At 60.2% G+C, this 22,979-nt stretch carries 19 protein-coding genes; 8 read left to right on the forward strand and 11 right to left on the reverse strand.

Annotated elements, in window-relative coordinates:
• The first annotated feature begins 61 nt into the window (after positions 1 to 61).
• Positions 62 to 574: an Lrp/AsnC family transcriptional regulator gene (locus ACP0KA_RS08250; RefSeq protein ID WP_424628336.1), complete on the forward strand. Its 513-nt coding sequence runs from the start codon at positions 62 to 64 to the stop codon at positions 572 to 574.
• Between the two features lie 59 nt (positions 575 to 633).
• Here ACP0KA_RS08250 and ACP0KA_RS08255 read toward each other — a convergent pair whose 3' ends face one another.
• Positions 634 to 2,133, reverse strand: coding sequence for a phosphomannomutase/phosphoglucomutase (locus ACP0KA_RS08255; RefSeq protein ID WP_424628337.1), 1,500 nt, complete (start codon positions 2,131 to 2,133; stop codon positions 634 to 636).
• Positions 2,134 to 2,321: 188 nt separating this feature from the next.
• Between ACP0KA_RS08255 and ACP0KA_RS08260 the strand changes: the two genes are divergently transcribed.
• Complete coding sequence (locus ACP0KA_RS08260) at positions 2,322 to 2,924, forward strand: DUF938 domain-containing protein (RefSeq protein WP_424628338.1); 603 nt, start codon at positions 2,322 to 2,324, stop codon at positions 2,922 to 2,924.
• An 11-nt stretch (positions 2,925 to 2,935) separates the two neighbouring features.
• Here the strand turns inward: ACP0KA_RS08260 and ACP0KA_RS08265 are convergent, their stop codons facing one another.
• The 3 genes from ACP0KA_RS08265 to ACP0KA_RS08275 all read right to left on the reverse strand — a co-directional run bounded on the left by ACP0KA_RS08265 (position 2,936) and on the right by ACP0KA_RS08275 (position 7,434).
• Complete coding sequence (locus ACP0KA_RS08265) at positions 2,936 to 3,475, reverse strand: TIGR02281 family clan AA aspartic protease (RefSeq protein WP_424628339.1); 540 nt, start codon at positions 3,473 to 3,475, stop codon at positions 2,936 to 2,938.
• Positions 3,476 to 3,614: 139 nt separating this feature from the next.
• On the reverse strand, positions 3,615 to 6,086 hold the full coding sequence (hrpB, locus tag ACP0KA_RS08270; protein ID WP_424628340.1) for an ATP-dependent helicase HrpB: 2,472 nt from the start codon (positions 6,084 to 6,086) through the stop codon (positions 3,615 to 3,617).
• 40 nt (positions 6,087 to 6,126) lie between these two features.
• Positions 6,127 to 7,434, reverse strand: a complete 1,308-nt coding sequence (locus tag ACP0KA_RS08275) for a UDP-glucose dehydrogenase family protein (RefSeq protein WP_424628341.1) — start codon at positions 7,432 to 7,434, stop codon at positions 6,127 to 6,129.
• 154 nt (positions 7,435 to 7,588) lie between these two features.
• Between ACP0KA_RS08275 and ACP0KA_RS08280 the strand changes: the two genes are divergently transcribed.
• The gene (locus ACP0KA_RS08280; RefSeq protein WP_424628342.1) at positions 7,589 to 8,647 is read left to right on the forward strand and encodes an acyltransferase family protein; all 1,059 of its coding nucleotides are present in this window, start codon (positions 7,589 to 7,591) and stop codon (positions 8,645 to 8,647) included.
• A gap of 168 nt (positions 8,648 to 8,815) precedes the next feature.
• Positions 8,816 to 11,830 (forward strand): DNA polymerase I, encoded by a 3,015-nt coding sequence (gene polA, locus ACP0KA_RS08285; RefSeq protein WP_424628343.1) that lies wholly within the window; start codon positions 8,816 to 8,818, stop codon positions 11,828 to 11,830.
• A gap of 92 nt (positions 11,831 to 11,922) precedes the next feature.
• Here the strand turns inward: polA and ACP0KA_RS08290 are convergent, their stop codons facing one another.
• The gene (locus ACP0KA_RS08290) at positions 11,923 to 12,549 is read right to left on the reverse strand and encodes a glutathione S-transferase family protein (RefSeq protein WP_424628344.1); all 627 of its coding nucleotides are present in this window, start codon (positions 12,547 to 12,549) and stop codon (positions 11,923 to 11,925) included.
• A 107-nt stretch (positions 12,550 to 12,656) separates the two neighbouring features.
• Between ACP0KA_RS08290 and pyrE the strand changes: the two genes are divergently transcribed.
• From pyrE to ACP0KA_RS08305, 3 genes are all read left to right on the forward strand, one after another.
• Positions 12,657 to 13,220: an orotate phosphoribosyltransferase gene (gene pyrE / locus ACP0KA_RS08295; protein WP_424628345.1), complete on the forward strand. Its 564-nt coding sequence runs from the start codon at positions 12,657 to 12,659 to the stop codon at positions 13,218 to 13,220.
• Between the two features lie 91 nt (positions 13,221 to 13,311).
• Positions 13,312 to 14,736, forward strand: a complete 1,425-nt coding sequence (locus ACP0KA_RS08300) for a sodium:proton antiporter (RefSeq protein ID WP_424631517.1) — start codon at positions 13,312 to 13,314, stop codon at positions 14,734 to 14,736.
• A 118-nt stretch (positions 14,737 to 14,854) separates the two neighbouring features.
• The gene (locus ACP0KA_RS08305) at positions 14,855 to 15,664 is read left to right on the forward strand and encodes a DUF2865 domain-containing protein (RefSeq protein ID WP_424631518.1); all 810 of its coding nucleotides are present in this window, start codon (positions 14,855 to 14,857) and stop codon (positions 15,662 to 15,664) included.
• A gap of 60 nt (positions 15,665 to 15,724) precedes the next feature.
• Here the strand turns inward: ACP0KA_RS08305 and ACP0KA_RS08310 are convergent, their stop codons facing one another.
• The 6 genes from ACP0KA_RS08310 to ACP0KA_RS08335 all read right to left on the reverse strand — a co-directional run bounded on the left by ACP0KA_RS08310 (position 15,725) and on the right by ACP0KA_RS08335 (position 21,832).
• Positions 15,725 to 16,786, reverse strand: coding sequence for an alpha/beta fold hydrolase (locus ACP0KA_RS08310; RefSeq protein ID WP_424628346.1), 1,062 nt, complete (start codon positions 16,784 to 16,786; stop codon positions 15,725 to 15,727).
• Between the two features lie 187 nt (positions 16,787 to 16,973).
• Positions 16,974 to 17,405 carry a hypothetical protein gene (locus ACP0KA_RS08315; protein ID WP_424628347.1) on the reverse strand — a complete coding sequence of 144 codons (432 nt, stop codon included), beginning with the start codon at positions 17,403 to 17,405 and terminating at the stop codon, positions 16,974 to 16,976.
• A gap of 198 nt (positions 17,406 to 17,603) precedes the next feature.
• Complete coding sequence (locus tag ACP0KA_RS08320) at positions 17,604 to 18,608, reverse strand: formylglycine-generating enzyme family protein (protein WP_424628348.1); 1,005 nt, start codon at positions 18,606 to 18,608, stop codon at positions 17,604 to 17,606.
• Between the two features lie 68 nt (positions 18,609 to 18,676).
• On the reverse strand, positions 18,677 to 19,090 hold the full coding sequence (locus tag ACP0KA_RS08325) for an SgcJ/EcaC family oxidoreductase (RefSeq protein ID WP_424628349.1): 414 nt from the start codon (positions 19,088 to 19,090) through the stop codon (positions 18,677 to 18,679).
• 170 nt (positions 19,091 to 19,260) lie between these two features.
• Positions 19,261 to 20,877, reverse strand: a complete 1,617-nt coding sequence (locus tag ACP0KA_RS08330) for a phosphoenolpyruvate carboxykinase (protein WP_424628350.1) — start codon at positions 20,875 to 20,877, stop codon at positions 19,261 to 19,263.
• Between the two features lie 217 nt (positions 20,878 to 21,094).
• Positions 21,095 to 21,832 (reverse strand): HugZ family protein, encoded by a 738-nt coding sequence (locus ACP0KA_RS08335; protein WP_424628351.1) that lies wholly within the window; start codon positions 21,830 to 21,832, stop codon positions 21,095 to 21,097.
• A 245-nt stretch (positions 21,833 to 22,077) separates the two neighbouring features.
• Here ACP0KA_RS08335 and ACP0KA_RS08340 point away from each other — a divergent pair, with 245 nt between their 5' ends.
• Positions 22,078 to 22,779, forward strand: a complete 702-nt coding sequence (locus ACP0KA_RS08340; protein ID WP_424628352.1) for a response regulator transcription factor — start codon at positions 22,078 to 22,080, stop codon at positions 22,777 to 22,779.
• Positions 22,780 to 22,979 lie beyond the last annotated feature (200 nt).

Genomic DNA, 22,979 nt, shown 5'->3' on the forward strand with positions numbered 1-22,979 from the left:
ACGAGAAGATTTTTCTATATATTAGGGGTCTAAGCCGTAAATATGGAAGAAAGTTCTTTTCATGACCGACCTCGCCGCCCCGCCTGCCGCGGAAACCAACCGCCGCCTTGATGCCATCGACCGCAAGATCCTGACTGTGTTGCAGGACGACGCCTCCCTGTCGGTTGCGGAAATCGGCGATCGTGTCGGCCTGTCGTCCACGCCCTGCTGGAAGCGCATCCAGCGCATGGAGGCCGAGGGCATTATTCTTCGCCGCGTCGCCCTCGTTGATCAAAACAAGATCGGCCTCGGGATCACGGTGTTTGTGTCCGTGGAGAGCGGCGACCACTCCGACGGCTGGCTGAAGAAATTTGCCGACGCCGTCAGCGCCATGCCGGAGGTGATGGAATTTTATCGCATGGCCGGCGATGTCGATTACATGCTGCGGGTCGTCGTGGCCGACATGCAGAGCTATGACGTGTTCTACAAGAAACTCATCAGCGCCGTCTCACTGAAGAACGTGACGTCGCGATTCGCGATGGAAAAGATCAAGTCCGTCACGGCGCTACCGGTGCCGGCCGCAAGCGCAGCCTGATCTGCGCCCGCCTATTACAATTAGCCCCGCCTCCACGATGTGGAAGCGGGGCTGATTTGTTAGATCTTCTGATTGTATTCGCCGACTTCCGGATGGGTGCGCAGCACTGAATCCATCGCCTCGAACATGTCGCGCATCCGCTGCTCCGACACCGGGCTTTCGACCACCACGACCAGCTCGGGCTTGTTCGATGACGCGCGCACCAGTCCCCAGCTGCCGTCCTCGCACGTGACCCGCACACCGTTGACCGTGACCAGATCGCGGAGCGGTTGACCGGCGACCTTGCCGCCCTTGGCCTTCACGTCCTCGAAGTGTTTCACCACCTGATCGACGATGCCGTATTTCACCTCGTCAGCACAGTGCGGCGACATGGTCGGCGACGACCAGGTCTTCGGCAGCGCGTTCTTGAGATCCGACATCTTCTTGCCGCCCGCGCGGTCGAGCATTTCGCAGATGGCAATGGCTGAAACGAGACCATCGTCATAGCCACGCCCGACCGGCGCATTGAAGAAGAAGTGCCCTGACTTCTCGAAGCCCGCCAACGCCTTTAATTCATTGGTCCGGCGCTTCATATAGGAATGCCCGGTCTTCCAGTAGCTCGTATGCGCACCCTGCTTCTGAAGAACGGGATCGGTCACGAACAGCCCAGTCGATTTCACGTCGACCACGAATTGCGCGTTCTTGTGAATCGCCGACATGTCGCGCGCCAGCATGACGCCGACCTTGTCCGCGAAGATTTCTTCACCGGTGTCATCGACCACGCCGCAACGATCACCATCGCCGTCGAAGCCCAGGCCGACATCCGCCTTGTGTTCAAGGACTGCATCACGGATGGCGTGCAGCATTTCCAGATCTTCCGGATTGGGATTGTATTTCGGGAAGGTGTAATCGAGCTCGGTGTCGAGCGGGATCACCTCACAGCCGATCGCCTCCATCACCTTGGGCGCAAAAGCACCTGCGGTGCCATTGCCGCACGCAACGACCACCTTCAGCTTGCGCTTCAATTTCGGCCGGTCGGTGAGATCGGCGATGTAACGCGCCGGGAAATTTTCCACGAACTGATACGAGCCGGCCGGCTTGAGCTTGAAATCGGCATTCAGCACGATCTCCTTCAGCCGCGTCATTTCGTCCGGACCGAACGTCAGCGGGCGATTCGCGCCCATCTTCACGCCGGTCCAGCCATTGTCGTTGTGGGACGCGGTCACCATCGCAACGCACGGCACGTCCAGCGCGAATTGCGCGAAATACGCCATCGGCGTCACCGCGAGGCCGATGTCGTGCACCTTGCAGCCGGAGGCCAGGAGGCCCGAGATCAGCGCGTATTTGATCGACGCCGAATAGCCGCGGAAATCGTGTCCGGTCACGATTTCCTGCTTCGCGCCAAGCTCACCGATCAGGGTCCCGAGCCCCATGCCCAGTGCCTGAATGCCCATCAGGTTGATTTCCTTGCCGAACAGCCACCGCGCGTCGTACTCGCGGAAACCTGTCGCCTTCACCATCGGCTCGGATTCGTAGGCATAGGTGTTGGGGAAGAGTTCGGGCTTCGGCTTCGGAAACATTCAAGGCCTCGTAAAAAAGGAAAATGTTCAATCCCAGCAGCCATAGCGAATGCGATGAACTGTGGAAAGGCGGGAGCTGACACTTTGGCCACAAATTACGGCATATTGGCAGCGTCGACCTCGTGGCGGTTTGGACGTCCGCTCCATTTTTCGCGCGAAGGACACTAGGATTGCTCAAGCGAGGAACCATGACCGATCACCGTCTTCAGGCACCTGCCGCGTTGCGCAACCGTGAGCCTATTCTCGATGTGCTGCGCGGAGTCTTGCCGGCATCCGGCCTCGTGCTCGAAATCGCCAGCGGCTCTGGTCAGCATGTGGCGTATTTTGCGCAGCATCTGCCCCATCTCACCTTCCAGCCCTCTGATCCGGATGCCGCCGCGCTCCAAAGCATTCCGGCGTGGACGCATGACGCCGGTGTGACCAATGTGCTGCCGTCCGTCATGCTGGATGCGGCGTCCAATGACTGGCCGCTGGCAGCTGCCGATGCGATCATCTGCATCAACATGATCCATATTTCGCCATGGCGGTCGTGCGAGGGACTGCTGCGGGGAGCTGCACGGCTGCTTCGCCCGGGATCGCCGCTCTATCTGTACGGCCCCTATCGACGCGCGGAGGTTGCGACCGCACCGAGCAACGACGCGTTCGATGCCGCGTTGAAGTCGCGCGATCCCGAATGGGGACTGAGAGATCTGGAGACGGTGGCAAAATTGGCGGAGGCAGAGGGTTTCTCAGCGCCGGTGATTACGGAGATGCCCGCCAATAATCTCAGCGTGGTGTTTCGGCGCAGATAAAAAGCAGCGCCTTATTGTTCCATCACCAGCTTGCCGTCGGCGAATTCGAAGCGCTTGAGCTTGGACAGGAACGAAAGACCGAGCAGATTCTCGGATAGTGCTTCATCAGGAAGCACCATGGCATCGACGTCCCGAACGATAAGTCCGCCGATGTCGATCATCGCAAGTCGTGTGCGCGCAGCCTTGATCTTGCCGTTGGCGGTGGACACCACCGTCGTGTACGCGTTGGGGGACGGGCGCACGCCGATCTGTGCCGCGGAACGCTCATTGAGTGCGACCACGGATGCGCCCGTGTCGACCATGAAGCCGATGCGTTGTCCGTCGATACGGCCATCGGTCTGGAAGTGACCGCGCCGGTCGCGCGGAATCACAAGGCTGCGTGCGCCAGCGCTGCCAGCTGTCTGCGGCTGGACTGAAGCAAATGAATTGCTGGACTTGGCGTTTTCGAATGCCTTTGCCTGCGCGGCATCGGACGACAGCTTGTCCGCCATCTGGCCCATAAAGGTACCGAGGACGATGAGGACGGCTGCAAAGATCATAATACCACGCATCACGCCACGCCTGCTTTAACGCGCCCAGCGCACCAGACCATACCGGACTGGAAGTTGGACCTAACCGCACTAGCGAAGGTGGCTTTTTCCGAGAAAAGGGTGATTGAAGCGTTAACGCGCGAAACCCTCGCGTCCGAAGTCAGGTTCCACGAGGCTTGACGCGTCGTGTCGGCATTGCGGTGGCCGGATCTTCGGGCCAGGGATGACGCGGATACCTCCCACGCAGATCGGAACGCACCGCGGCGTAGCTGCCGCGCCAGAAGCCCGGCAAATCGCGCGTGACCTGGACGGGCCGATGGGCCGGCGACAGCAATTCCAGCACCAGCGGGATTTTGCCCTTGGCAATCGACGGATGCACATTGAGGCCGAACAATTCCTGCAGCCGCACAGCGATGGTCGGTCCCTGTTCCGCTTCATAGTCGATCGGCAAGGACGTGCCGGTCGGCGCTTCAAAATGCGTCGGAGCTTCACGATCCAGCCGCGACCGCAACTCCCACGGCAACAGGTTCATCAACGCATCGGACAGATCGCCTGCGGACACGTCCGCCACCGACGTCTTGCCGAACAGCGCGGGCACAAGCCAGTCATCACGCGTCTCGAGGAGCGTCTTGTCCGACAGATCCGGCCACTCGTCCGGAGACGCCGCGCGCAGGAACATGACGCGGTCGCGCCATTGCTTCAGGGGTTTCGACCAGGGCAAGCGATCGAGCCCTATGGCAACAAGACCATCGGCAAACGCCTTGGCTGCCTCCGGTGACGGCGTGATCGCAAGAGGCTGCTCCGATAGCGTGATCGCATGCAGCTTCCTGCGGCGTCGTGCGCGCAACGCCATTGCGGATTTGTCGAACGTGATGTCGTCCGCGACCTCGATGTGTGCGTAGAATTCGGCTTCGATCTCCTGCTGCGTGATCGGCGCGGCGAGCAGAATGCGGCCGTTCGCAGCGGTGCCGGTCAATTCCGCCACCGCGACATACGGTGCGCGCGCCAGCGCCGAGGTCTGGTCCATGCTGGCGCCTCGCCCGTTGGCGAGCAGGAAAGACCCATTGCCGCGATTGCGCGCGACACGATCAGGAAACGCGAGCGCCAGCATGACGCCCGTTGAAAGTGGCTCGTCCTCAGGCCCCTTCGGCGCGATGTCGGCGACTTGTTCCGCCCAGCGCTGGGCCAATTGCCGCGCGCTGACAGCACGTTGCGAACGGTCTCGCCGGAAATTGTCGAGACGCGCGTCAAGGTCGACACTGTCGCCGCCAAGGCCGCGCTCGGTCAAGATCGCAGCGATCAGTGCCGCCTCTTCACCCGAGTTTAGACGGTTGGAATCGACGATCATACGCGCCAGACGTGGCGGCAGAGCCAATGCCCGCAGGCTGTTGCCCTCGCTGGTGATGCGACCATCGCCGTCCAGCGCATCCAGTTCACGCAGCAATGCGCGGGCCTCGGTCAACGCCGGCACCGGCGGGGGATCGAGGAACGTGAGAGACGCCGGATCGCTGGTTCCCCAATGCGCCAGATCAAGCACCAGCGATGACAGATCGGCCGATAAAATCTCTGGCCGCGTATAAGCCTCTAGCGACGCCGTCTGCGGCTCGTCCCACAGGCGATAGCAGAGGCCCGGCTCGGTGCGGCCGGCGCGGCCGCGGCGCTGATCCACCGCAGCGCGCGACGCGCGCACCGTTTCCAGTCGGGTGAGACCAATGTCCGGCTCATAACGCGGCACCCGTGCCAGCCCAGAATCGACCACGATCCGCACGCCCTCGATGGTGAGCGATGTCTCGGCAATCGATGTCGCAAGCACCACCTTGCGCTGTCCCTTCGGAGCCGGGGCAATGGCCCGGTCCTGCACGCCGGCCTCCAATGCACCGAACAACGGCACGATTTCCGTATTTGCATCGCTCAGACGTTCGCTCAGCATATTTTGCGTGCGGCGAATTTCCGCTGCACCCGGCAAAAACGCCAGCACCGATCCGGCATCTGCCCGCAGCGCCGTGGCAATGACATCCGCCATCTGCCGCTCGACCGGCGCGTCCGGCTTGCGGCCGACGTAACGGGTCTCGACGGGAAAGGCGCGGCCCTCGCTTTCAACCACAGGCGCCTCGCCAAGCAGCTTCGCCACCCGCGCGCCATCGAGTGTCGCCGACATCACCAGAATGCGCAGGTCCTCGCGCAGTCCTTGCTGCGCATCGCGCGCCAGCGCCAGACCAAGATCGGCATCCAGTGATCGCTCATGGAATTCGTCGAACAGCACCGCGGCAACGCCGGCCAGTTCGGGATCATGGAGAATCTGCCGCGAGAAAATCCCCTCGGTGACGACCTCGATGCGCGTCTTGCGGGACACCTTGGAGCCGAAACGGACACGATAGCCGACCGTGTCGCCGACTTTCTCACCCAGCGTCTGCGCCATCCGCTCCGCCGCCGCGCGCGCGGCGATCCGGCGCGGCTCCAACACGATGATCTTTTTGCCGTCCGACCATGCAGCATCGAGCAGCGCCAAAGGCACCCGCGTCGTCTTGCCCGCGCCCGGCGGCGCGACAAGTACGGCCGTGCTGCTGCGGGCGAGCGTCGCGGTCAGATCAGCGAGAACGGCATCAATCGGCAGCGGCGAGTCAAACTTCATGACTCGCTTCATAGCCGGTCAGCAGAGGCGCGGGAAGAAGTTAAGCTCCGCGCCCGATGCTCTCGTAGGTGAAGCCCAGCTCTTCCATCTCGTCGCGCCGATAGATATTGCGCAGATCGACGATAACGGGGTTTGCCATCTCCCGCTTCAGGCGTGCGAGATCAAGCGCACGGAATTGCACCCACTCGGTCACGATGACCAGCGCATCGGCACCTTTCGCGCATTCGTAAGGATCTTCGCAGTAGAAGATATCGGGCAGTTCATGCTTCGCCTGCTCCATTCCGACCGGATCATAAGCGCGCACCTGCGCTCCGTGATCGAGCAGGCCGGTGACCAGTGGAATCGACGGCGCCTCGCGCATGTCGTCGGTTTCAGGTTTGAAGGTCAGACCCAACACACCGATGGTCTTGCCGCGCAGATTGCCGCCGACGGCGGCAGCAACCTTGCGGGACATCGCGCGCTTGCGGTTGTCGTTAACGGCCAGCACCGATTCCACGATCCGCAGCGGCACATCGTGATCGAGCGCCGTCTTCACCAGTGCGCGGGTGTCCTTCGGGAAACACGAACCGCCGAAGCCGGGGCCGGCATTGAGGAATTTCGTGCCGATGCGGTTATCAAGGCCGATGCCGCGCGCAACTTCCTGCACGTCCGCCCCGACCTTCTCCGAGAGATCAGCGATCTCATTGATGAAAGTGATCTTGGTGGCGAGAAATGCGTTTGCTGCGTATTTGATCAATTCGGCGGTTCGCCGCTCCGTGTACATGATCGGCGCCTGATTGAGGTACAATGGACGGTAGACTTCGCCCATGACCTTGCGAGCGCGTTCGTCGTCGGTGCCGACCACAATACGATCCGGATGCTTGAAGTCGCGGATCGCGGCTCCCTCGCGCAGGAATTCAGGATTGGACGCGACGGCAACATCCGCTGCCGGATTGGTCTCGCGGATGAGGCGCTCCACTTCATCACCGGTACCGACCGGCACGGTGGACTTCGTGACGACGACGGTGAAGCCCTGCAGCGCTTTCGCGATATCGCGGGCCGCCGCATGCACATAGCTCAAATCGGCATGGCCATCGCCGCGGCGTGACGGCGTACCGACCGCGATGAATACCGCATCGGCCTTGCCGACAGGGCCTGCAAGATCCGTGGTGAAATCGAGACGTCCCGCTTTCACCGAAGTCGCAACCAGCCGGTCGAGGTCCGGCTCGAATATCGGAATTTCGCCGCGGTTGAGAGCAGCGATTTTGCCGGCATCGGTATCAACGCATGTCACGCGATGACCGAAGTCCGCGAAACAAGCCCCCGAAACCAACCCCACGTAACCCGTGCCGATCATGGCAATTCGCATGAAGACCCCTACTCAGAGACAGTTAACCAAACAGCGTTTTCACCCGCCTTTTAGCCCGATTCCGGGGAAAGGAGGCACATCATTTGAATGAATAAAGGAGAATGAAACGCCTGCGCCCGATGATAGGGCGAATTTGGACCGAAACGAGACACCCATGAATAATAACGGCACATCTGCTACCCGCTTGTCGCCTGTCTCAGAACGAGTTGACTGGGTCGACTATGCCAAAGGCATCTGCATCGTCATGGTCGTGATGATGCATTCGACGCTGGGTGTCGAGGCCGCGGCTGGCAAGCATGGCTTCATGCACCTTGTGGTCGAGTTCGCAAAGCCGTTCCGGATGCCGGATTTCTTCCTCATTTCGGGCCTGTTTCTTGCGCGTGTCATCAATCGCGACTGGCGCACCTACCTCGACCGCAAGGTGGTCCACTTCGCCTACTTCTACGTACTGTGGCTGACGATCCAGTTTGCCATCAAGGCTCCGGGCATGGCTGCCGAGCAAGGATGGGTGCATGTCGCTGTCATGTATTTGCAATCTTTCATCGAGCCGTTCGGCACGCTCTGGTTCATCTGGATGCTGCCTGTGTTCTTCGTCCTAACCAAGGCAACCCTGCGAGTGCCGGCGGCTTTGATCTGGATCGCAGGCGCAGCACTTGAAATGGCGCACATCAACACTGGATGGACCTCGATCGACGAATTCGCAGCGCGCTTCGTCTACTTCTATTCCGGCTATCTGTTCGCGACTTATGTGTTCGCGCTGGCAGGTCGCGCCCGCGCCAATCCCAGCCTGGCACTCGCCGGTCTCGCATCATGGGCCACGATCAATACTCTGCTGGTGTTCAGCGGCGTCTCAGAACTGCCGGGCATTTCACTGATGCTTGGATTGGCCGGGGCGTGCGCCATCATCACGATCGGCGTGTTGCTCGCCCGTGCCAACTGGCTGGGCGCGCTGCGCTATTGTGGAGAACATTCCATTGTCATCTATCTGGCATTTTTCCTGCCGATGGCGGCCACTCGCGCACTGCTGCTTAAAACCGATCTCATTCCAGACCTTGGCCTGGTCTCGATCATTGTCACGGCCGTCGGTGTTCTCGGCGCACTCGTGATGTGGTGGGGTGCCAAGCGTTTTGGGCTGAACTTCCTGTTCGAACGGCCGGATACCTTCTGGATCGCTCCCAAGCAGCGCGCCGTGCAGTTGCAAGCTGCGGAATAATAGAGCGGGGCTCCCAAATCGGAGCCCCGGACCTTTCCGGCAAAGGTTCCTCGACAGGCTTTTGGCAAACTCGACTCAGACGGTATCGGGCAGAAACCCCGCACATTTCGGTGCGCATCTGCCCTGCGGAGGGGTGCCAATCGCGGCCAAAAACCCTAAGTTGCCGCCATGTCGAAAAAGCCCACCACAGCCGCCCAACCCGCCGCCGTCAAAGCCCCCGCCAAAGGCGACCATATCTTTCTGGTCGACGGCTCGTCCTATATTTTCCGCGCCTACCACGCGCTGCCGCCGCTGAACCGAAAATCCGACGGCTTGCAAGTCAACGCCGTTCTCGGTTTCTGCAACATGCTGTGGAAGCTGTTGCGCGATATGCCGCAGGACAATCGGCCCACGCATCTGGCCATCATCTTCGACAAATCCGAGCGAACGTTCCGCAACGAATTTTATCCGGAATACAAGGCCCACCGGCCACCTGCGCCGGATGACCTGATCCCGCAATTCGCCCTGATCCGCGAGGCTGTTCACGCCTTTGACCTGCCCTGCCTGGAACAGCTCGGGTTCGAAGCGGACGACCTGATTGCAACCTATGTGCGCGAGGCCTGTGAGCGCGGCGCCAACGCCACCATCGTCTCCTCCGACAAGGATCTGATGCAGCTCGTGAACGACTGCGTCACCATGTACGACACCATGAAGGATCGCCGCATCGGTATCGCCGAGGTGATCGAGAAGTTCGGCGTGCCGCCCGAAAAAGTCGTCGAGGTGCAGGCATTGGCCGGCGACTCCGTCGACAACGTTCCCGGCGTGCCCGGCATCGGCGTCAAGACCGCCGCGCAACTGATCACGGAATACGGTGATCTTGAAACACTGCTGGCGCGGGCCGGAGAGATCAAGCAGCCGAAGCGGCGCGAGGCACTGATCGAGAACGCCGAGAAGGCGCGTATCTCACGCAGGCTGGTGCTGCTCGACGACAAGGTGAAACTCGATGTGCCGCTCGACGATCTCGCGGTTCACGAGCCGGATTCGCGCAAGCTGATCGCGTTTCTGAAGGCGATGGAGTTCTCCACGCTGACCCGCCGCGTCGCGGACTATTCGCAGATCGATCCCTCGGGCATTCAGCCTGACGAGAAACTGAAAAGCTCTTTCGCACCTGGCGCCGTCGATGAGGACTCGCCCAGCACGCTACCGCTCGGCGGCGAGCCGGACGAGCAAGCCAAAGGCACATCGTCAACGCGGCAAGCCAAGTCTGAAGCCAAAGGCGGTGCCGGGACAAACGAACTCACGCCGAAATCGCTTGCGGCTACCCGCGCGGCCGAAGCGCTCAAGACGCCGGTCGATCGCAGCAAGTACGTCACCGTCCGCACACTCGATCAGCTCAATGCCTGGATTGCCCGCGCACGCGACATCGGCCACGTCGCCATCGACACCGAGACCACGAGCCTTGATCCGATGCAGGCTGAACTCTGCGGCTTTTCACTGGCATTGGCACCGAATGATGCTTGTTACGTGCCGCTGATCCACAAGCAGGGCGGAGACGGCTCCGGTCTGTTTGCCGGCGGTTTGGCGCCCGATCAAATCAAGACAGAAGACGCCTGCGCCGCACTGAAGCCGCTGCTCGAAGACGAGAGCGTTCTCAAGATCGGCCAGAACCTCAAATTCGACGCGCTGGTGTTCGCACAATGCGGTATCCAGCTGCGTGCGATCGACGACACCATGCTGCTCTCCTACGTGCTCGACGCCGGACGCAGCCCGCACGGCATGGACCCGCTATCCGAACGATGGCTCGGCCACACGCCGATCAGCTACGGCGAGGTCGCCGGCACCGGCAAAAATCAGGTGTGTTTCGATCAGGTCTCGATCGAAAAAGCCACGGAGTATGCCGCGGAAGACGCCGACGTCACTTTACGCTTGTGGCTGGCGTTGAAACCGCGTCTCGCCGCAGAGCGCATGAGCGCGGTGTACGAGACGCTGGAACGACCAATGGTCAACGTACTGTCGCGCATGGAGCAGCGTGGCATCACCATCGATCGTCAAGTGCTGTCGCGCCTGTCGGGCGATTTCGCGCAGACAGCAGCGCGGCTCGAGGCCGAAATCCGCGACCTGGCCGGCGAGCCGATCAACCCGGGGAGCCCCAAGCAACTCGGCGACATCATGTTCGGCAAGATGGGCCTGCCCGGCGGCAGCAAGACCAAAACCGGCGCATGGTCGACGTCTGCGTCAGTCCTCGAGGATCTGGCGGAAGAAGGCCACGCATTTCCGCGCAAGATTCTCGACTGGCGTCAGGTCTCGAAACTCAAATCGACCTATACCGACGCGCTGCCGACCTATGTACATCCGCAAACGCACCGGGTGCACACGTCCTACGCCCTCGCCGCCACCACCACCGGACGACTGTCGTCGTCGGAACCGAACCTGCAGAACATCCCGGTACGCAACGAGGAAGGCCGCAAGATCCGCCGCGCCTTCATTGCAACCCCGGGCCACAAGCTGGTGTCGGCCGACTATTCACAAATCGAACTGCGACTGCTCGCGGAGATCGCCGATATCCCGGTGCTCAAGCAGGCGTTCCAGGACGGTCTCGACATTCACGCCATGACGGCATCGGAGATGTTCGGCGTGCCGATCAAGGACATGCCGGGCGAAGTGCGCCGCCGTGCCAAGGCGATCAACTTCGGCATCATCTACGGCATCTCGGCGTTCGGCCTGGCGAACCAGCTCGGCATTCCGCGCGAGGAAGCCGGCGCTTACATCAAGAAATATTTCGAACGCTTCCCCGGCATCCGCGCCTATATGGACCAGACCCGCGATTTCTGCCGCGAGAAGGGCTATGTCGAAACGCTGTTCGGCCGGAAGTGCCACTACCCGGATATCAAGGCGAGCAATGCCTCAATCCGCGCTTTCAACGAGCGCGCCGCGATCAATGCCCGCCTGCAGGGCACGGCCGCCGATATCATTCGCCGCGCCATGATCCGTATGGATGATGTGCTCGCGGCAAAAAAACTCTCCGCGAAGATGCTGTTGCAGGTGCACGACGAACTGATCTTCGAGGTGCCGGACGACGAGGTGGAGAAGACACTGCCTGTGGTCCAGCACGTGATGCAGGACGCACCGTTCCCTGCCGTCATTCTGTCGGTGCCGTTGCAGGTCGACGCCCGGGCTGCGCACAACTGGGATGAAGCGCACTAAAATTTAAGTTCGTCTCCCTTCATCGTTGAGAGAAGGGAGACGAATTTTCTCATACAAGCGGCAACGTTCGCGCTCGAATTCAATGACCGCAGCTAATCCAGCTTCGCATCGAAGCCGCGCTTCACCGCCGGCCGCGCCATCAGCGCATTGTACCAGCGCTGGACGTTCGGATAATCGCTGAGCGGAACCTTGTGGCGTTCGTGCCGCCAGGCCCAGCCCAGGATCGCGAAGTCGGCAATAGACAATTTGTCTGCAACGAATTCGTGTTCTGCGAGACGCCGGTCGAGCACGCCATAGAGCCGATGCGTTTCCTTCGAATAGCGCTCCAGGCCGTAGCGGCGATCCTGTTCGTTATCGACCATCAGAAAATGGTGCACCTGCCCGGGCATCGGCCCGAAACCGCCCATCTGCCACATCAGCCACTCCCACACCGGAATCCGCTCATTGAGGTCCTTCGGCAGGAATTTGCCGGTCTTTTCGCCCAGATAAAGCAAAATGGCGCCGGATTCGAAGATGCTGACCGGCTTGCCGTGCGGACCGTTCGGATCGACGATGGCGGGGATGCGGTTATTGGGGCTGATCTTGAGAAACTCCGGCGCGTGCTGCTCACCCTTGCCGATATTGATCGGGTGGACCCTGTAGGGTAGCTCCATTTCCTCGAGGGCGACGCTGATTTTTCGGCCGTTGGGCGTATTCCAGGTATAAAGGTCGATGGTCATGCGATTACCTTGTATGGACTTCCACTGTTGACGGTGCGCGATCCGCACTGGAATGTCCACGCAACGGGCGCTAAATTCGATAAAATCCCCCTAGCATGAGATTGCCCTTGTCCAACCCCTCCCCGCGCGCACGCCTCGCCGACATCATCCGCACCCGCTCGTTCGGACGCGGCGAAATCACGCTGGCCTCCGGCCGCAAGAGCGATTTTTATTTCAACCTCAAGCCGACCATGCTCGACCCGGAAGGCGCGGCACTGCTCGCGGAGCTGTCGCTCGACGCACTGAAGGACGACAATGCCGACTACATCGGCGGGCTGGAGATGGGCGCGGTCCCGATCGCGGGCGCAATCGCTCAACTGTCGTGGTTGAAGAGAAGCCCCATCTCGGCCTTCTTTGTGCGCAAAAAGCCGAAGGAACATGGCGCACGGCTCGCGGTCGAAGGGCTGGTGAAAGGCGAGACCCTGCAGGGCAAGCGCATCATCATTGTCGAGGACGTCACCACCACCGGCGGTTCGGCCATCAAGGCGGTCGATGCGGTGAAGGATGCCGGCGGCGAAGTCATTCTGGTCTTCACCATGGTCGATCGCGATGAGGGCGCAACGGAAGCATTCCGCGAAGCCGGCATTCCCTTCCGCGCACTCTACAAGGCGGGCGAATTTCTCAAGGGCTGACGCCTGACTCCCCGCGACGAACGACTTGGAGAGCACTGCCGTGGCCGGCCTTTTCCTATCTCACAACAGAATGCTCTCCACTTTGCAGAAGATGAAAGAGCCTTGGGGTCGCGGCCTTATCGCTGTGAGCGTGTTTCTCCTTCCCTCCGCTCCTGCGTTCGCCGGGGAAGGCTTGAACGGAGCCCAACTGTCGTTGGCATGGGCGCTGCCGTTCGTTGGCATTCTGCTGTGCATCGCCACGGGCCCGGTATTCTATCCACACGTCTGGGAGCATCACTTCGGGAAAATCAGCGCCCTCTGGTCGGCCCTGATCATTATTCCGATGCTGATGACGGCCGACATCCACGCCGTCACCACCACGCTCGCGCATACCGCGCTGCTGGAATACATGCCCTTCATCCTGTTGTTGCTGGCCCTCTTCACGGTTGCCGGCGGCATTTATCTGGAAGGCAATCTACGCGGCAGCGTTTTCACCAACACAGTGCTGCTTGCTGTCGGAACGATCATGGCCAGCCTCGTCGGCACCACCGGCGCGGCAATGATCCTGATCCGGCCGCTGATCCGTGCCAATGACGATCGCAAATACAACGCGCATGTGGTGGTGTTCTTTATTTTCCTCGTCGCCAATATTGGCGGCGCGTTATCGCCGCTGGGCGATCCGCCCTTGTTCATCGGCTTTCTCAAAGGAGTCGACTTTTTCTGGACCACCCAGCATCTGTGGCTTGAGACTTTGACGGTCGCCGGCATCGTGCTGGCCGTTTTCATGTGCATCGATCTCTATATGCACCACCGCGAAGGCCGTTTCGCGAAGCTGAAGGATCCGACGCCGGATAAGTCCCTCGAGCTCCACGGCAAGATCAACCTCATCCTGATCGCAGTTATCATTGTCGCCATCCTGATGAGTGCGCAATGGAAGCCTGGCATCGCCTGGTCCGTTGCAGGCGTCGAACTCCAGCTTCAGGATCTGTTGCGCGATATCATTTTTATCGTGGTGACGATCGCGTCTGTTGCTTTGACAAGGAAAGAGCACCGCGACGCCAATAGCTTCGCCTGGGGACCGATCAAGGAGGTTGCGATCCTGTTTGCGGCAATCTTCATCTGCATCATTCCGGTGATGGCGATGTTGCAGGCCGGAAGCCAAGGCCCCTTCGCCGGTTTGCTCACCCTGGTCACGCATCCTGATGGCAGTAACAACAACGCTGCCTATTTCTGGCTGACCGGGGGGTTGTCGTCGTTTCTCGACAACGCGCCGACCTACCTTGTGTTCTTCCAGCTCGCGGGCGGCGATCCGCACATCTTGATGACCGCAAAGGCAACGACGCTGGCGGCGATTTCTTCCGGCGCGGTCTTCATGGGGGCCAACACCTATATCGGCAATGCGCCGAATTTCATGGTGTATGCCATTGCTCGCCAAGCCGGGGTGAAGATGCCGAGCTTTTTCGGCTACATGATCTGGTCGGGACTGGTGTTGATCCCAACATTCATTCTCGCAACGTTTTTGTTTTTCCGCGCCTAGTTGTGGTGCCCCGCGCCAGCGGCGTCCTAACTCCACGTTTACCATCACGCATTATTGTTCTTGCCTGTCGAGGCGCCATCGCTTCGGCGAGGTCAGTGGCGTGTGTGAGGCAAACGTGTTGCGTCAAAAGTTGCGTGTTTCGTGCGTGCGGCGTTACGTGATGTTCGTTCTTGCCGCTTTACTCGTGATACCCGCGGTGTTCGCGCCACGCGCGGCCTCCGCCGGCTTCTTCGATTTTCTGTTCGGCGACGACAAGCCGGCTAGCGGAGCGCAGGCCCGTTCTTTCGCTGATCCATTCGGCACCGAAAGTCAGCCCGCACAGCCTCGCACGCCAGTCGCCAGCGCCGGTCGCGGCACATCCTACTGCGTCCGAACCTGCGACGGCCGATATTTCCCGTTGACGATGCGCGGTGGCGCAACTCCCGCACAGGTCTGCCAGTCATTCTGTCCCGCCAGCGCGACCAAAGTCTTTTTCGGCAGCACAATCGACAACGCCGTCAGCGCCCACGGTGAGCGGTATGCGGATTCGCCGAATGCGTTCTCTTATCGCAAGGCCTTGAAGGCAGACTGCACCTGCAACGGCCGCGATTCCGCAGGGCTTGCACCGGTCGACCTATCGCTCGACACCACATTGCGCCCCGGCGATATCGTCGCGACGTCCACCGGACTGGTTGCATATTCCGGGACCAAGACAGCCACCGGTCAGACCGCCGAATTCACGCCAGTCGCAAGTTATCCCGGCCTGACCGCCGATCTTCGCGCCCGGCTGGGCGGGATGAAAGTTGCTCCCGTAAGTGCGGAAGTCGCGGAAGAAGGCTATTTACCGCCGGACGATGTCGGTACGCTGGCCCAGCCTGATTTCATGCAGCCCGCACCCGGCTTACGCGGACCGTTGTTGCAGAAGGACAAGCGCGCCGATCTCAATTGAGGCGTTGGCTGGTCAAGCTGCATCCACCGCTTTTGCGAGGATGCAGCTCAAATCGCTCCGTCACATTCCCTGCTTGGGCGCCGACTTCAACAGCTCATCGACCTGCTGCTTGTAGAATTTCGCCATGCCCGTGGTGAGATGACCACGCGTGTCTTCGCTCGCGGGAATCAGGAACAGCTTGCCGTTTTTCACGCGCTTGAGTTCGCGATCCATGATGCCGGTTTCCGGCGGGTTGCGCTCATCGTCCGCGGAGTTGATCGCAAGCAGTGTGGCCGAGATCTTTTCCAATCCCGGAGACGCGTTGTAATCTCGCGACGATCCCCATTGATAGAGAAAATCGTTGGCATCGCCATTGAACGGTGCGGCCAGGCGTTCATCGACCATCTTGTCGGCCTTGTCGCCGGTCGGCGCCAGCTTCTGATACGCCAGCGTTCCGCCACCGGTCGAGATGCCGAAGAACACCCTGGCGATTTTCAGAAACCGCGGCTGCGTGGCGTAGTCGCCATTGTTGTATTCGGGATCGTTGCGGATGGTCTCGAGCATCATCCGCCGCAGCATCCAGTTGCGGCTCGCCATCTCGCTCGGCTGCGAGGCCATCGGCACCAGAATGTCCGCGAATTCGGGGTGCTTCTCGCCGAGCAGCCAGGTGTTCATGCCGCCCATCGAATTGCCGATGATCATGCGCACGTGCTTGATGCCGAGACCTTCGTGCAGAAGCCGATACTGCGCATCGACCATGTCGTCGTAGTTGTATTTCGGGAATTTTGTACGCAGGCCATCCGAAGGCTTCGACGATTTTCCGTGGCCGACCGCGTCCGGAAGAATGATGTAATACTTCGTGGCATCGAGCGGCTGGCCGGGACCAAACATTTCACCCGCGAAGGCCGGAGTCAGCATGCTGGCAGCAGAACCGCCCGAACCATGCAGCACCACCACCGGCTCACCTGAAGGCGCGCCGACGGTGGTGTAGCCCAACCGCAACTCCGGCATCACGTCACCGGTGTGGAATTTGAAATCCTTTGCGATCCACGTGCCTTGTTTGGGCGCCGGATAGTCGGCGGCGCTTGCGGCGAATGATGTGATTGCAAATGCGAAAGCCGCCGCCATGCGGAAATGCTTCATTCCTGTCTCCTGCCATTTCATTCCGCCCGAATTCCCGGCGCGTCATCGCGCTCTCGTTCCGGCTTGTGGGAAAGCTACAGGAGGAAGCATCGTGCAGGAAAGGCGCGCGGGTATCAGCGCCGCAAATTAAATGTTGCTGCCGCGAGGGAATAATCGCGACATCCCGCAGATGTTGAAATGCGGCCCTCTATCGGCCGACGATCACCCCGATCACGTTCGGCGCAGCGAGATATTTCTCTTCCATCTTCATGCGCGCCCGCGCCTTGATCTCCGGCGTCAGCAGGCCGCGATGCTCGGCAAGGATCATCCAGCAATAGCCCCACCAGTCGGTGAGGATGCCATTGTCGTCGACAAGGTCATAACCGTGCTCGGCCGCGAAAACGCGCGCTTTCGCCTCGTCCAACGAGTCGAGGAATTCGTGATCCTTGAGCGAGAACAGATCGTCGTCGAAATCGTCAGTCGTATAGCCCCAGATCGACATACAGACCGCGTTGAATTCACGATCAATCTGATCGTCATCCACCAACCGGGTGCGTGCGGTCACATGCAGGCGCGAAAGCGTCCGGGCGAAATCGGCGATGCGCGTCAGCGCCATGTTGTCGAAAGCAATGTTGGACATATCGTCCCCAAGACCAGTAACAGACCCCAGATATAGGGGCGCGAAGGCGCCCGAATCGGGATGATATATCAATGGCCTGCAAAAATGTTCTTAATTTGTTCTAAACGGTAAAGGATTTGCTAACCGGAGCGGCCCTCTCGTCGCCCCTCCAGTTTCATCTCTCACGCCGCCGCGGCCTGCTTCGTGAGCAGCGAGCGCTCAGTTGATAGCGCTCAGTGAGCGCACCACACGGAAGCCGATCTTGCCGGCAGGCGTGTCGTCACGCGCCTCGTCACGTGCGCCGGAACGAAGCCTCTGCGCCTGATCATCCCACGCTCCGCTGCGAACCATGCGCTTGCTGCAATCGCCCTCCAGCCACGGCGAGCCGTCGGTCGGCGTGTCCTCGTTGTAGCGCTTGTTGTAGCAATCCTGTGTCCACTCCCGCACATTGCCATGAACCTGATAGAGGCCGAACGGATTGGGTGCATAGGAATCGACCGGTTTTGGCGCCTTGCTGTCCTCACCGCGTGGCCCATTGTCATAGGGAATCGATGCGTAATAGTTGGCGTTCTGCGGCCCAATAGTCCTGCCGAACCAGAACGGTGTCGTGGTTCCTGCTCGGGTAAAATACTCGCGCTCGGATTCACTCGGCAGACGGTAAGTCCGGCCAATTTTCTTCGACAGCCAGGCCAGGTAGTTCTGCACTTCATTGAAGCGAATGCCATGCGCGGGCATGCGGCCGCGCCCGAAACCATGATCATCGCCGCGCACGCCACCGCAGCCGCCATCGGCAAGACAAGCATCCCAGTCGTCGAAGGAAACCGCGAAACGCCCGACCGCAAAAGGCTTGGCAATTGTCACCCGATGAACCGGATCTTCGCCCTTCGAGCGATCAACTTCGTTCGGCGGCGTGCCCATCATGAAGCTGCCCGCCGGCACCACGACCATCTCGGGACACTCGGGACATTCCTTGAAGCTGTCCTTCGGCTTCAACGTCGCTTCGACTTCGGCCGACAGCGGCATCGCGCCCCACGGCTGGATTTGCCTCGGCAGGGGTACCGGCTCTTTGGGGCCCGACTGGCGCTCGCGGACCGTCGTCCTGTCGATCTGGCCCTGCCTGTCCGGCTTTGGCTTCCGATGGTGTTTCTTCGCCGCAAGTGCCGGGCTCCATGCCGTGGACGCCATGACAAGCACCGCAACACCAACCTTGATCCACGTTCCCACGACTGCCTCCAGACGACACACCTCGCGATATGTCGCGGATGCCGGCAGGCGGGTTCAAATGGCCATTGTTATGGCTGCGCTTCAGGACGTGGCGAGGAATGATGGTGCGCGATCATCCATCGGCCGTCACGCCTAACCACCAGCATGGTGAACCGCGACGGACGCGGCGTGTCATTCTCCACCGCGCGGCTGAACGTGTAGAAGCCAGTGCCGACCACCGCATCGTCGCCGAGCACGATGATATGCCGCTCGGTAATCGCATTGCGGCGGCCGCTGTTCGGCAACATGTCGAAGTACTTTCGAATGGCGTCGGTGCCCCGGGAGATGATCGGGCTCGTCGTGCCGAGAAGGATCGCATCCGGCGCATAAAGGCTGACGAGCAGATCATGATCATTGGCGCTGTAAGCCGCGGACCAACGATCGATGATGGTACTTGCATCTTCTGCCGGTCCAGCAGTGACCGTCGTCTGAAATGTCGACACTATCGAGCGCTCCTCACGATCATTCCAAGCCCCCATATAGCCGGAGACGCCCTATCGGCTCAACAAAAGGGGAAGCCCTGAACAATGCAAGCGAAGGCCGCCGGGACAGCGGCTTGCAACAAAAAAGGCGGCTCAGTGAGCCGCCTTTTGCATTTCAACGTTATCCGAAATTATTCCGCGGCCAGCTTCGCTTCCGGCGCGGCCGCGAGAACTTCCGCATCGACGTGCTTCTCGAACTTGGCAAAGTTCTTCTGGAACATGCCGACCAGCGCACGGGCGGTCTTGTCGAATTCAGCCTTGTCCTTCCAGGTGTTGACCGGATCAAGGATCTCGGTCGGCACGCCGTCGAGCTTGGTGGGCACGGCAAACCCGAAGTACTTGTCGGTGCGGAATTCGGCGTTGCGCAGCGAGCCGTTCAGCGCGGCCGTCAACAGCGCGCGCGTCACCTTGATCGGCATGCGGCTGCCGACGCCATACTTGCCGCCGGTCCAGCCGGTGTTCACCACCCAGCAGTCGACATTGTACTTGGCGATCAGGTCGCGCAGCAGCTTGCCGTACTCAGCCGGATCACGCGGCAGGAACGGCGAACCGAAACACGCGGAGAATTCGGGCACCGGCTCGTTGCCAAGGCCACGCTCCGTGCCGGCGACCTTTGCAGTGTAGCCGGACAGGAAGTGATACATCGCCTGCGCCGGCGACAGCTTCGCGATCGGCGGCATCACGCCGAATGCGTCGGCGGCAAGCATCACCAGATTCTTCGGATGCGAGGCGCGGCCGGTACGCGACGCGTTCGGAATAAAATCGAGCGGATAAGCCGAGCGGGTGTTTTCCGTCTTCGAGCCATCGTCGAAGTCCGGCACGCGGGTTTGCGGATCGAGGACGACGTTCTCAAGCACCGCGCCGAACCGGATGCTGGCGTCGAAGATCGCGGGCTCTGCTTCGCGCGACAGCTTGATCGTTTTCGCGTAGCAGCCGCCTTCGAAGTTGAAGATGCCTTCCGGACCCCAGCCGGTCTCGTCGTCGCCGATCAGCGTGCGATGGGGATCGGCCGACAACGTGGTCTTGCCGGTGCCGGAGAGGCCGAAGAAAATCGCGGAATCGCCGTCGGGACCGACGTTCGCCGAGCAGTGCATCGGCATCACGCCCTTTGCAGGCAAGAAGTAGTTCAGCGTCGTAAACACCGACTTCTTCATTTCACCGGCGTACTGGCTTCCGGCAATCAGCACGAGCTTGCGGGTGAAATCGATCGCAACGATGTTTTCCGATTTGCAGCCGTGGCGCTTCGGGTCAGCACGGAAGCTCGGCAGATCGACGATGGTCAGTTCAGGCGCAAAGCTCGCGAGCTCGGCGAGTTCTGGACGAATGAGCAGCGTGCGGATGAACAGCGAGTGCCAGGCAAGCTCGGTGTAGACACGGGTCTTGATGCGATACGTCGGATCAGCGCCGCCGTAGAGGTCCTGGGCAAACAGCGTCTTGCCCTTGCAGTGTGCGATAAAATCGTCGTGCAGTGTCTGGAACTGTTCGGGAGTGATGGACTGATTGCCATCCCACCACATCGTCTTGTCGGTGTTGGCGTCGCGAACAGTAAACTTGTCTTTTGGACTACGACCGGTGAACACACCGGTCTCGGCGCAGAGCGCACCTTCCGCAGTCAGCACGGCTTCACCGGCGCGGATGGCGTGCTCATACAGCGGCGCCGTTCCAAAATTCCAGTTCACCCCACCGAGATCTTTGAAACCGAATTTATCGGCGCCGAAAGCACCGTTGCGCACACCCGACTCTTGCACTTTAGATTCTCCTTTGAAACCGCGTCTCGTTCACGCTCGTCCCAAGCGCTGAATTCGCGGATACCGGGGAACTGACTATAGCTCCCGGGCTACGATCCCGCGACTTATTAGTGACCAACGCCGGTGTTGCCAAGTCGGTCCAGAAAGTTTGGTTTATTGCATAGCGGGATTGCTGCAAAACAAGCTGGATTGCACATGTTTGGCGGACTTAGCTGGATCAATCCGGTTGCGCCCGTGCCTTGTCTGCAAGAGATTTCAAAACCTCCCGCACTGCGGCAAGCGTTGTGATGCGATGCGGAAAAACAAGTCGCAACGTGCGTATGCCGTCCTGCATATCGAGTCCGTCGGGATCGCATCCCGTGCATCGCCATGTGCCCGGTTGTGCGCCCAGAAGTTTTATCGCGTACAGATTCATCGTGTCGGCGTGATCTGCATTCATGTGCGAGACGATGTCAGTCTCAGCCTCGACGAATGCATCGGCATCAGTGAGATCCGTCAGGAAATCGCGTGGGGCGAGATCGATGATCCGTCCAAAGCCTGCAACCAGATGAAGCCCTTTCGGCACGACCCGAAAAAATGAGAAATCCTTGAAGTCGGCGAACATCTCGGCTGACGGATGAGCCGCAAGATAACGGCGACGGAGTTGAGCGAGGTTATCGCCGCTGGCTTCTTCGGCGGTGCCTGCAAGCATGATGCGTGCACCCTCGAGCGGATCGCCGGCGGCGCGTTCGTCCAGCATCACCGACACGCGTGCATCAGCCAGAATATTCCTGGTGTGGATCGCAAGCCGTGAGATTAGCAGGATCGGCGCCCCATCCGGCGCGGATGCGACGTTAATCAACGAACAGTAGGGATCACCGGTCGCCACCATGAGCGTGGCCAGAGCGCCCTGACGGCTGCGGCTCAGCAGCGAACGGGCCAGCCCGGCCGGTTTAAAATCTGCGGTAGGCTCCATGGCGTGGCCCTGAGACGGTTCGATTAACGGCTTTTTCTTGGCAGAAAGGGGTTATTTCGGCAAATTATGGCCCTATATAGCCCGTACAACTTCGAATTCCTTGAGTGTGGGAAATCGGTCACATTTCAGCCCAGCTTGCATTGCTCGTTGCATCGCAAGCGTAACGCCTTATTTCGGGGCCTCCGGTTCAAACCGGCAGTCAGAAAAGTCGCCACGCCACAACTATCGATTTGGAAAGCAGATTCATGCCCACAATCGCCTTGGTCGATGACGACCGCAACATTCTCACGTCGGTCTCGATTGCACTGGAAGCTGAAGGCTACCGCATCATGACCTATACGGATGGCGCGTCCGCCCTCGATGGCTTCAAGACGAGCCCGCCCGATCTCGCGATCCTCGACATCAAGATGCCGAGGATGGACGGCATGGAGACCCTGCGAAGGCTCCGCCAGAAGTCCGACCTGCCAGTCATTTTCCTCACCTCGAAGGACGAGGAGATCGACGAGTTGTTCGGCCTCAAGATGGGCGCCGACGACTTCATCCGGAAACCGTTCTCGCAACGCCTGCTGGTCGAGCGCGTGAAGGCCGTGCTGCGCCGTGCGGTCCCGAAGGATCCGACGGTGGCGCAGAAGGAAATGGACGCCAAGGCGCTGGAGCGCGGATTGCTGCGCATGGATCCCGAACGCCACACCTGTACCTGGAAGAACGAACCGGTGACGCTCACCGTGACGGAATTCCTGATCCTGCAAGCACTGGCCACCCGCCCAGGTGTTGTGAAAAGCCGCAATGCATTGATGGATGCCGCCTATGACGATCAGGTCTATGTCGATGATCGCACCATCGACAGCCACATCAAGCGGCTGCGGAAGAAGTTCAAAGCCGCCGACGACGATTTCGAGATGATCGAAACGCTTTATGGCGTCGGATATCGGTTCAAGGAAACCTGATCGATCCGTGTTCGCAGTCGGCTAGTGTTCCGGTTCTGACATTCGTATCACCTCGCAGCAGGCACTTTACGAATGTCAGAACCAAAGGAACACTAGCAAGAATATGAATCTAGTGCGGTTTTGGATCTGACGTTCGTATCACGGACTCGCGATTAATACTGATACGAACGTCAGATCCACCGCACTAGCCTCCTGACGGA

This window comes from Bradyrhizobium sp. SYSU BS000235 (assembly GCF_049747295.1).
Lineage (GTDB): Bacteria > Pseudomonadota > Alphaproteobacteria > Rhizobiales > Xanthobacteraceae > Afipia.

Coding starts and splice junctions, on each gene's coding strand:
- ACP0KA_RS08290 (WP_424628344.1), bottom strand. CDS start 12,549: ATGACCATCGACCTTTATACCTGGAATACGCCCAACGGCCGAAAAATC.
- ACP0KA_RS08335 (WP_424628351.1), bottom strand. CDS start 21,832: ATGGAGCCTACCGCAGATTTTAAACCGGCCGGGCTGGCCCGTTCGCTG.
- ACP0KA_RS08315 (WP_424628347.1), bottom strand. CDS start 17,405: ATGTCCAACATTGCTTTCGACAACATGGCGCTGACGCGCATCGCCGAT.
- ACP0KA_RS08300 (WP_424631517.1), top strand. CDS start 13,312: ATGAAAGAGCCTTGGGGTCGCGGCCTTATCGCTGTGAGCGTGTTTCTC.
- ACP0KA_RS08340 (WP_424628352.1), top strand. CDS start 22,078: ATGCCCACAATCGCCTTGGTCGATGACGACCGCAACATTCTCACGTCG.
- ACP0KA_RS08265 (WP_424628339.1), bottom strand. CDS start 3,475: ATGCGTGGTATTATGATCTTTGCAGCCGTCCTCATCGTCCTCGGTACC.
- ACP0KA_RS08310 (WP_424628346.1), bottom strand. CDS start 16,786: ATGAAGCATTTCCGCATGGCGGCGGCTTTCGCATTTGCAATCACATCA.
- ACP0KA_RS08250 (WP_424628336.1), top strand. CDS start 62: ATGACCGACCTCGCCGCCCCGCCTGCCGCGGAAACCAACCGCCGCCTT.
- hrpB (WP_424628340.1), bottom strand. CDS start 6,086: ATGAAGTTTGACTCGCCGCTGCCGATTGATGCCGTTCTCGCTGATCTG.
- polA (WP_424628343.1), top strand. CDS start 8,816: ATGTCGAAAAAGCCCACCACAGCCGCCCAACCCGCCGCCGTCAAAGCC.
- ACP0KA_RS08275 (WP_424628341.1), bottom strand. CDS start 7,434: ATGCGAATTGCCATGATCGGCACGGGTTACGTGGGGTTGGTTTCGGGG.
- ACP0KA_RS08260 (WP_424628338.1), top strand. CDS start 2,322: ATGACCGATCACCGTCTTCAGGCACCTGCCGCGTTGCGCAACCGTGAG.
- ACP0KA_RS08255 (WP_424628337.1), bottom strand. CDS start 2,133: ATGTTTCCGAAGCCGAAGCCCGAACTCTTCCCCAACACCTATGCCTAC.
- ACP0KA_RS08280 (WP_424628342.1), top strand. CDS start 7,589: ATGAATAATAACGGCACATCTGCTACCCGCTTGTCGCCTGTCTCAGAA.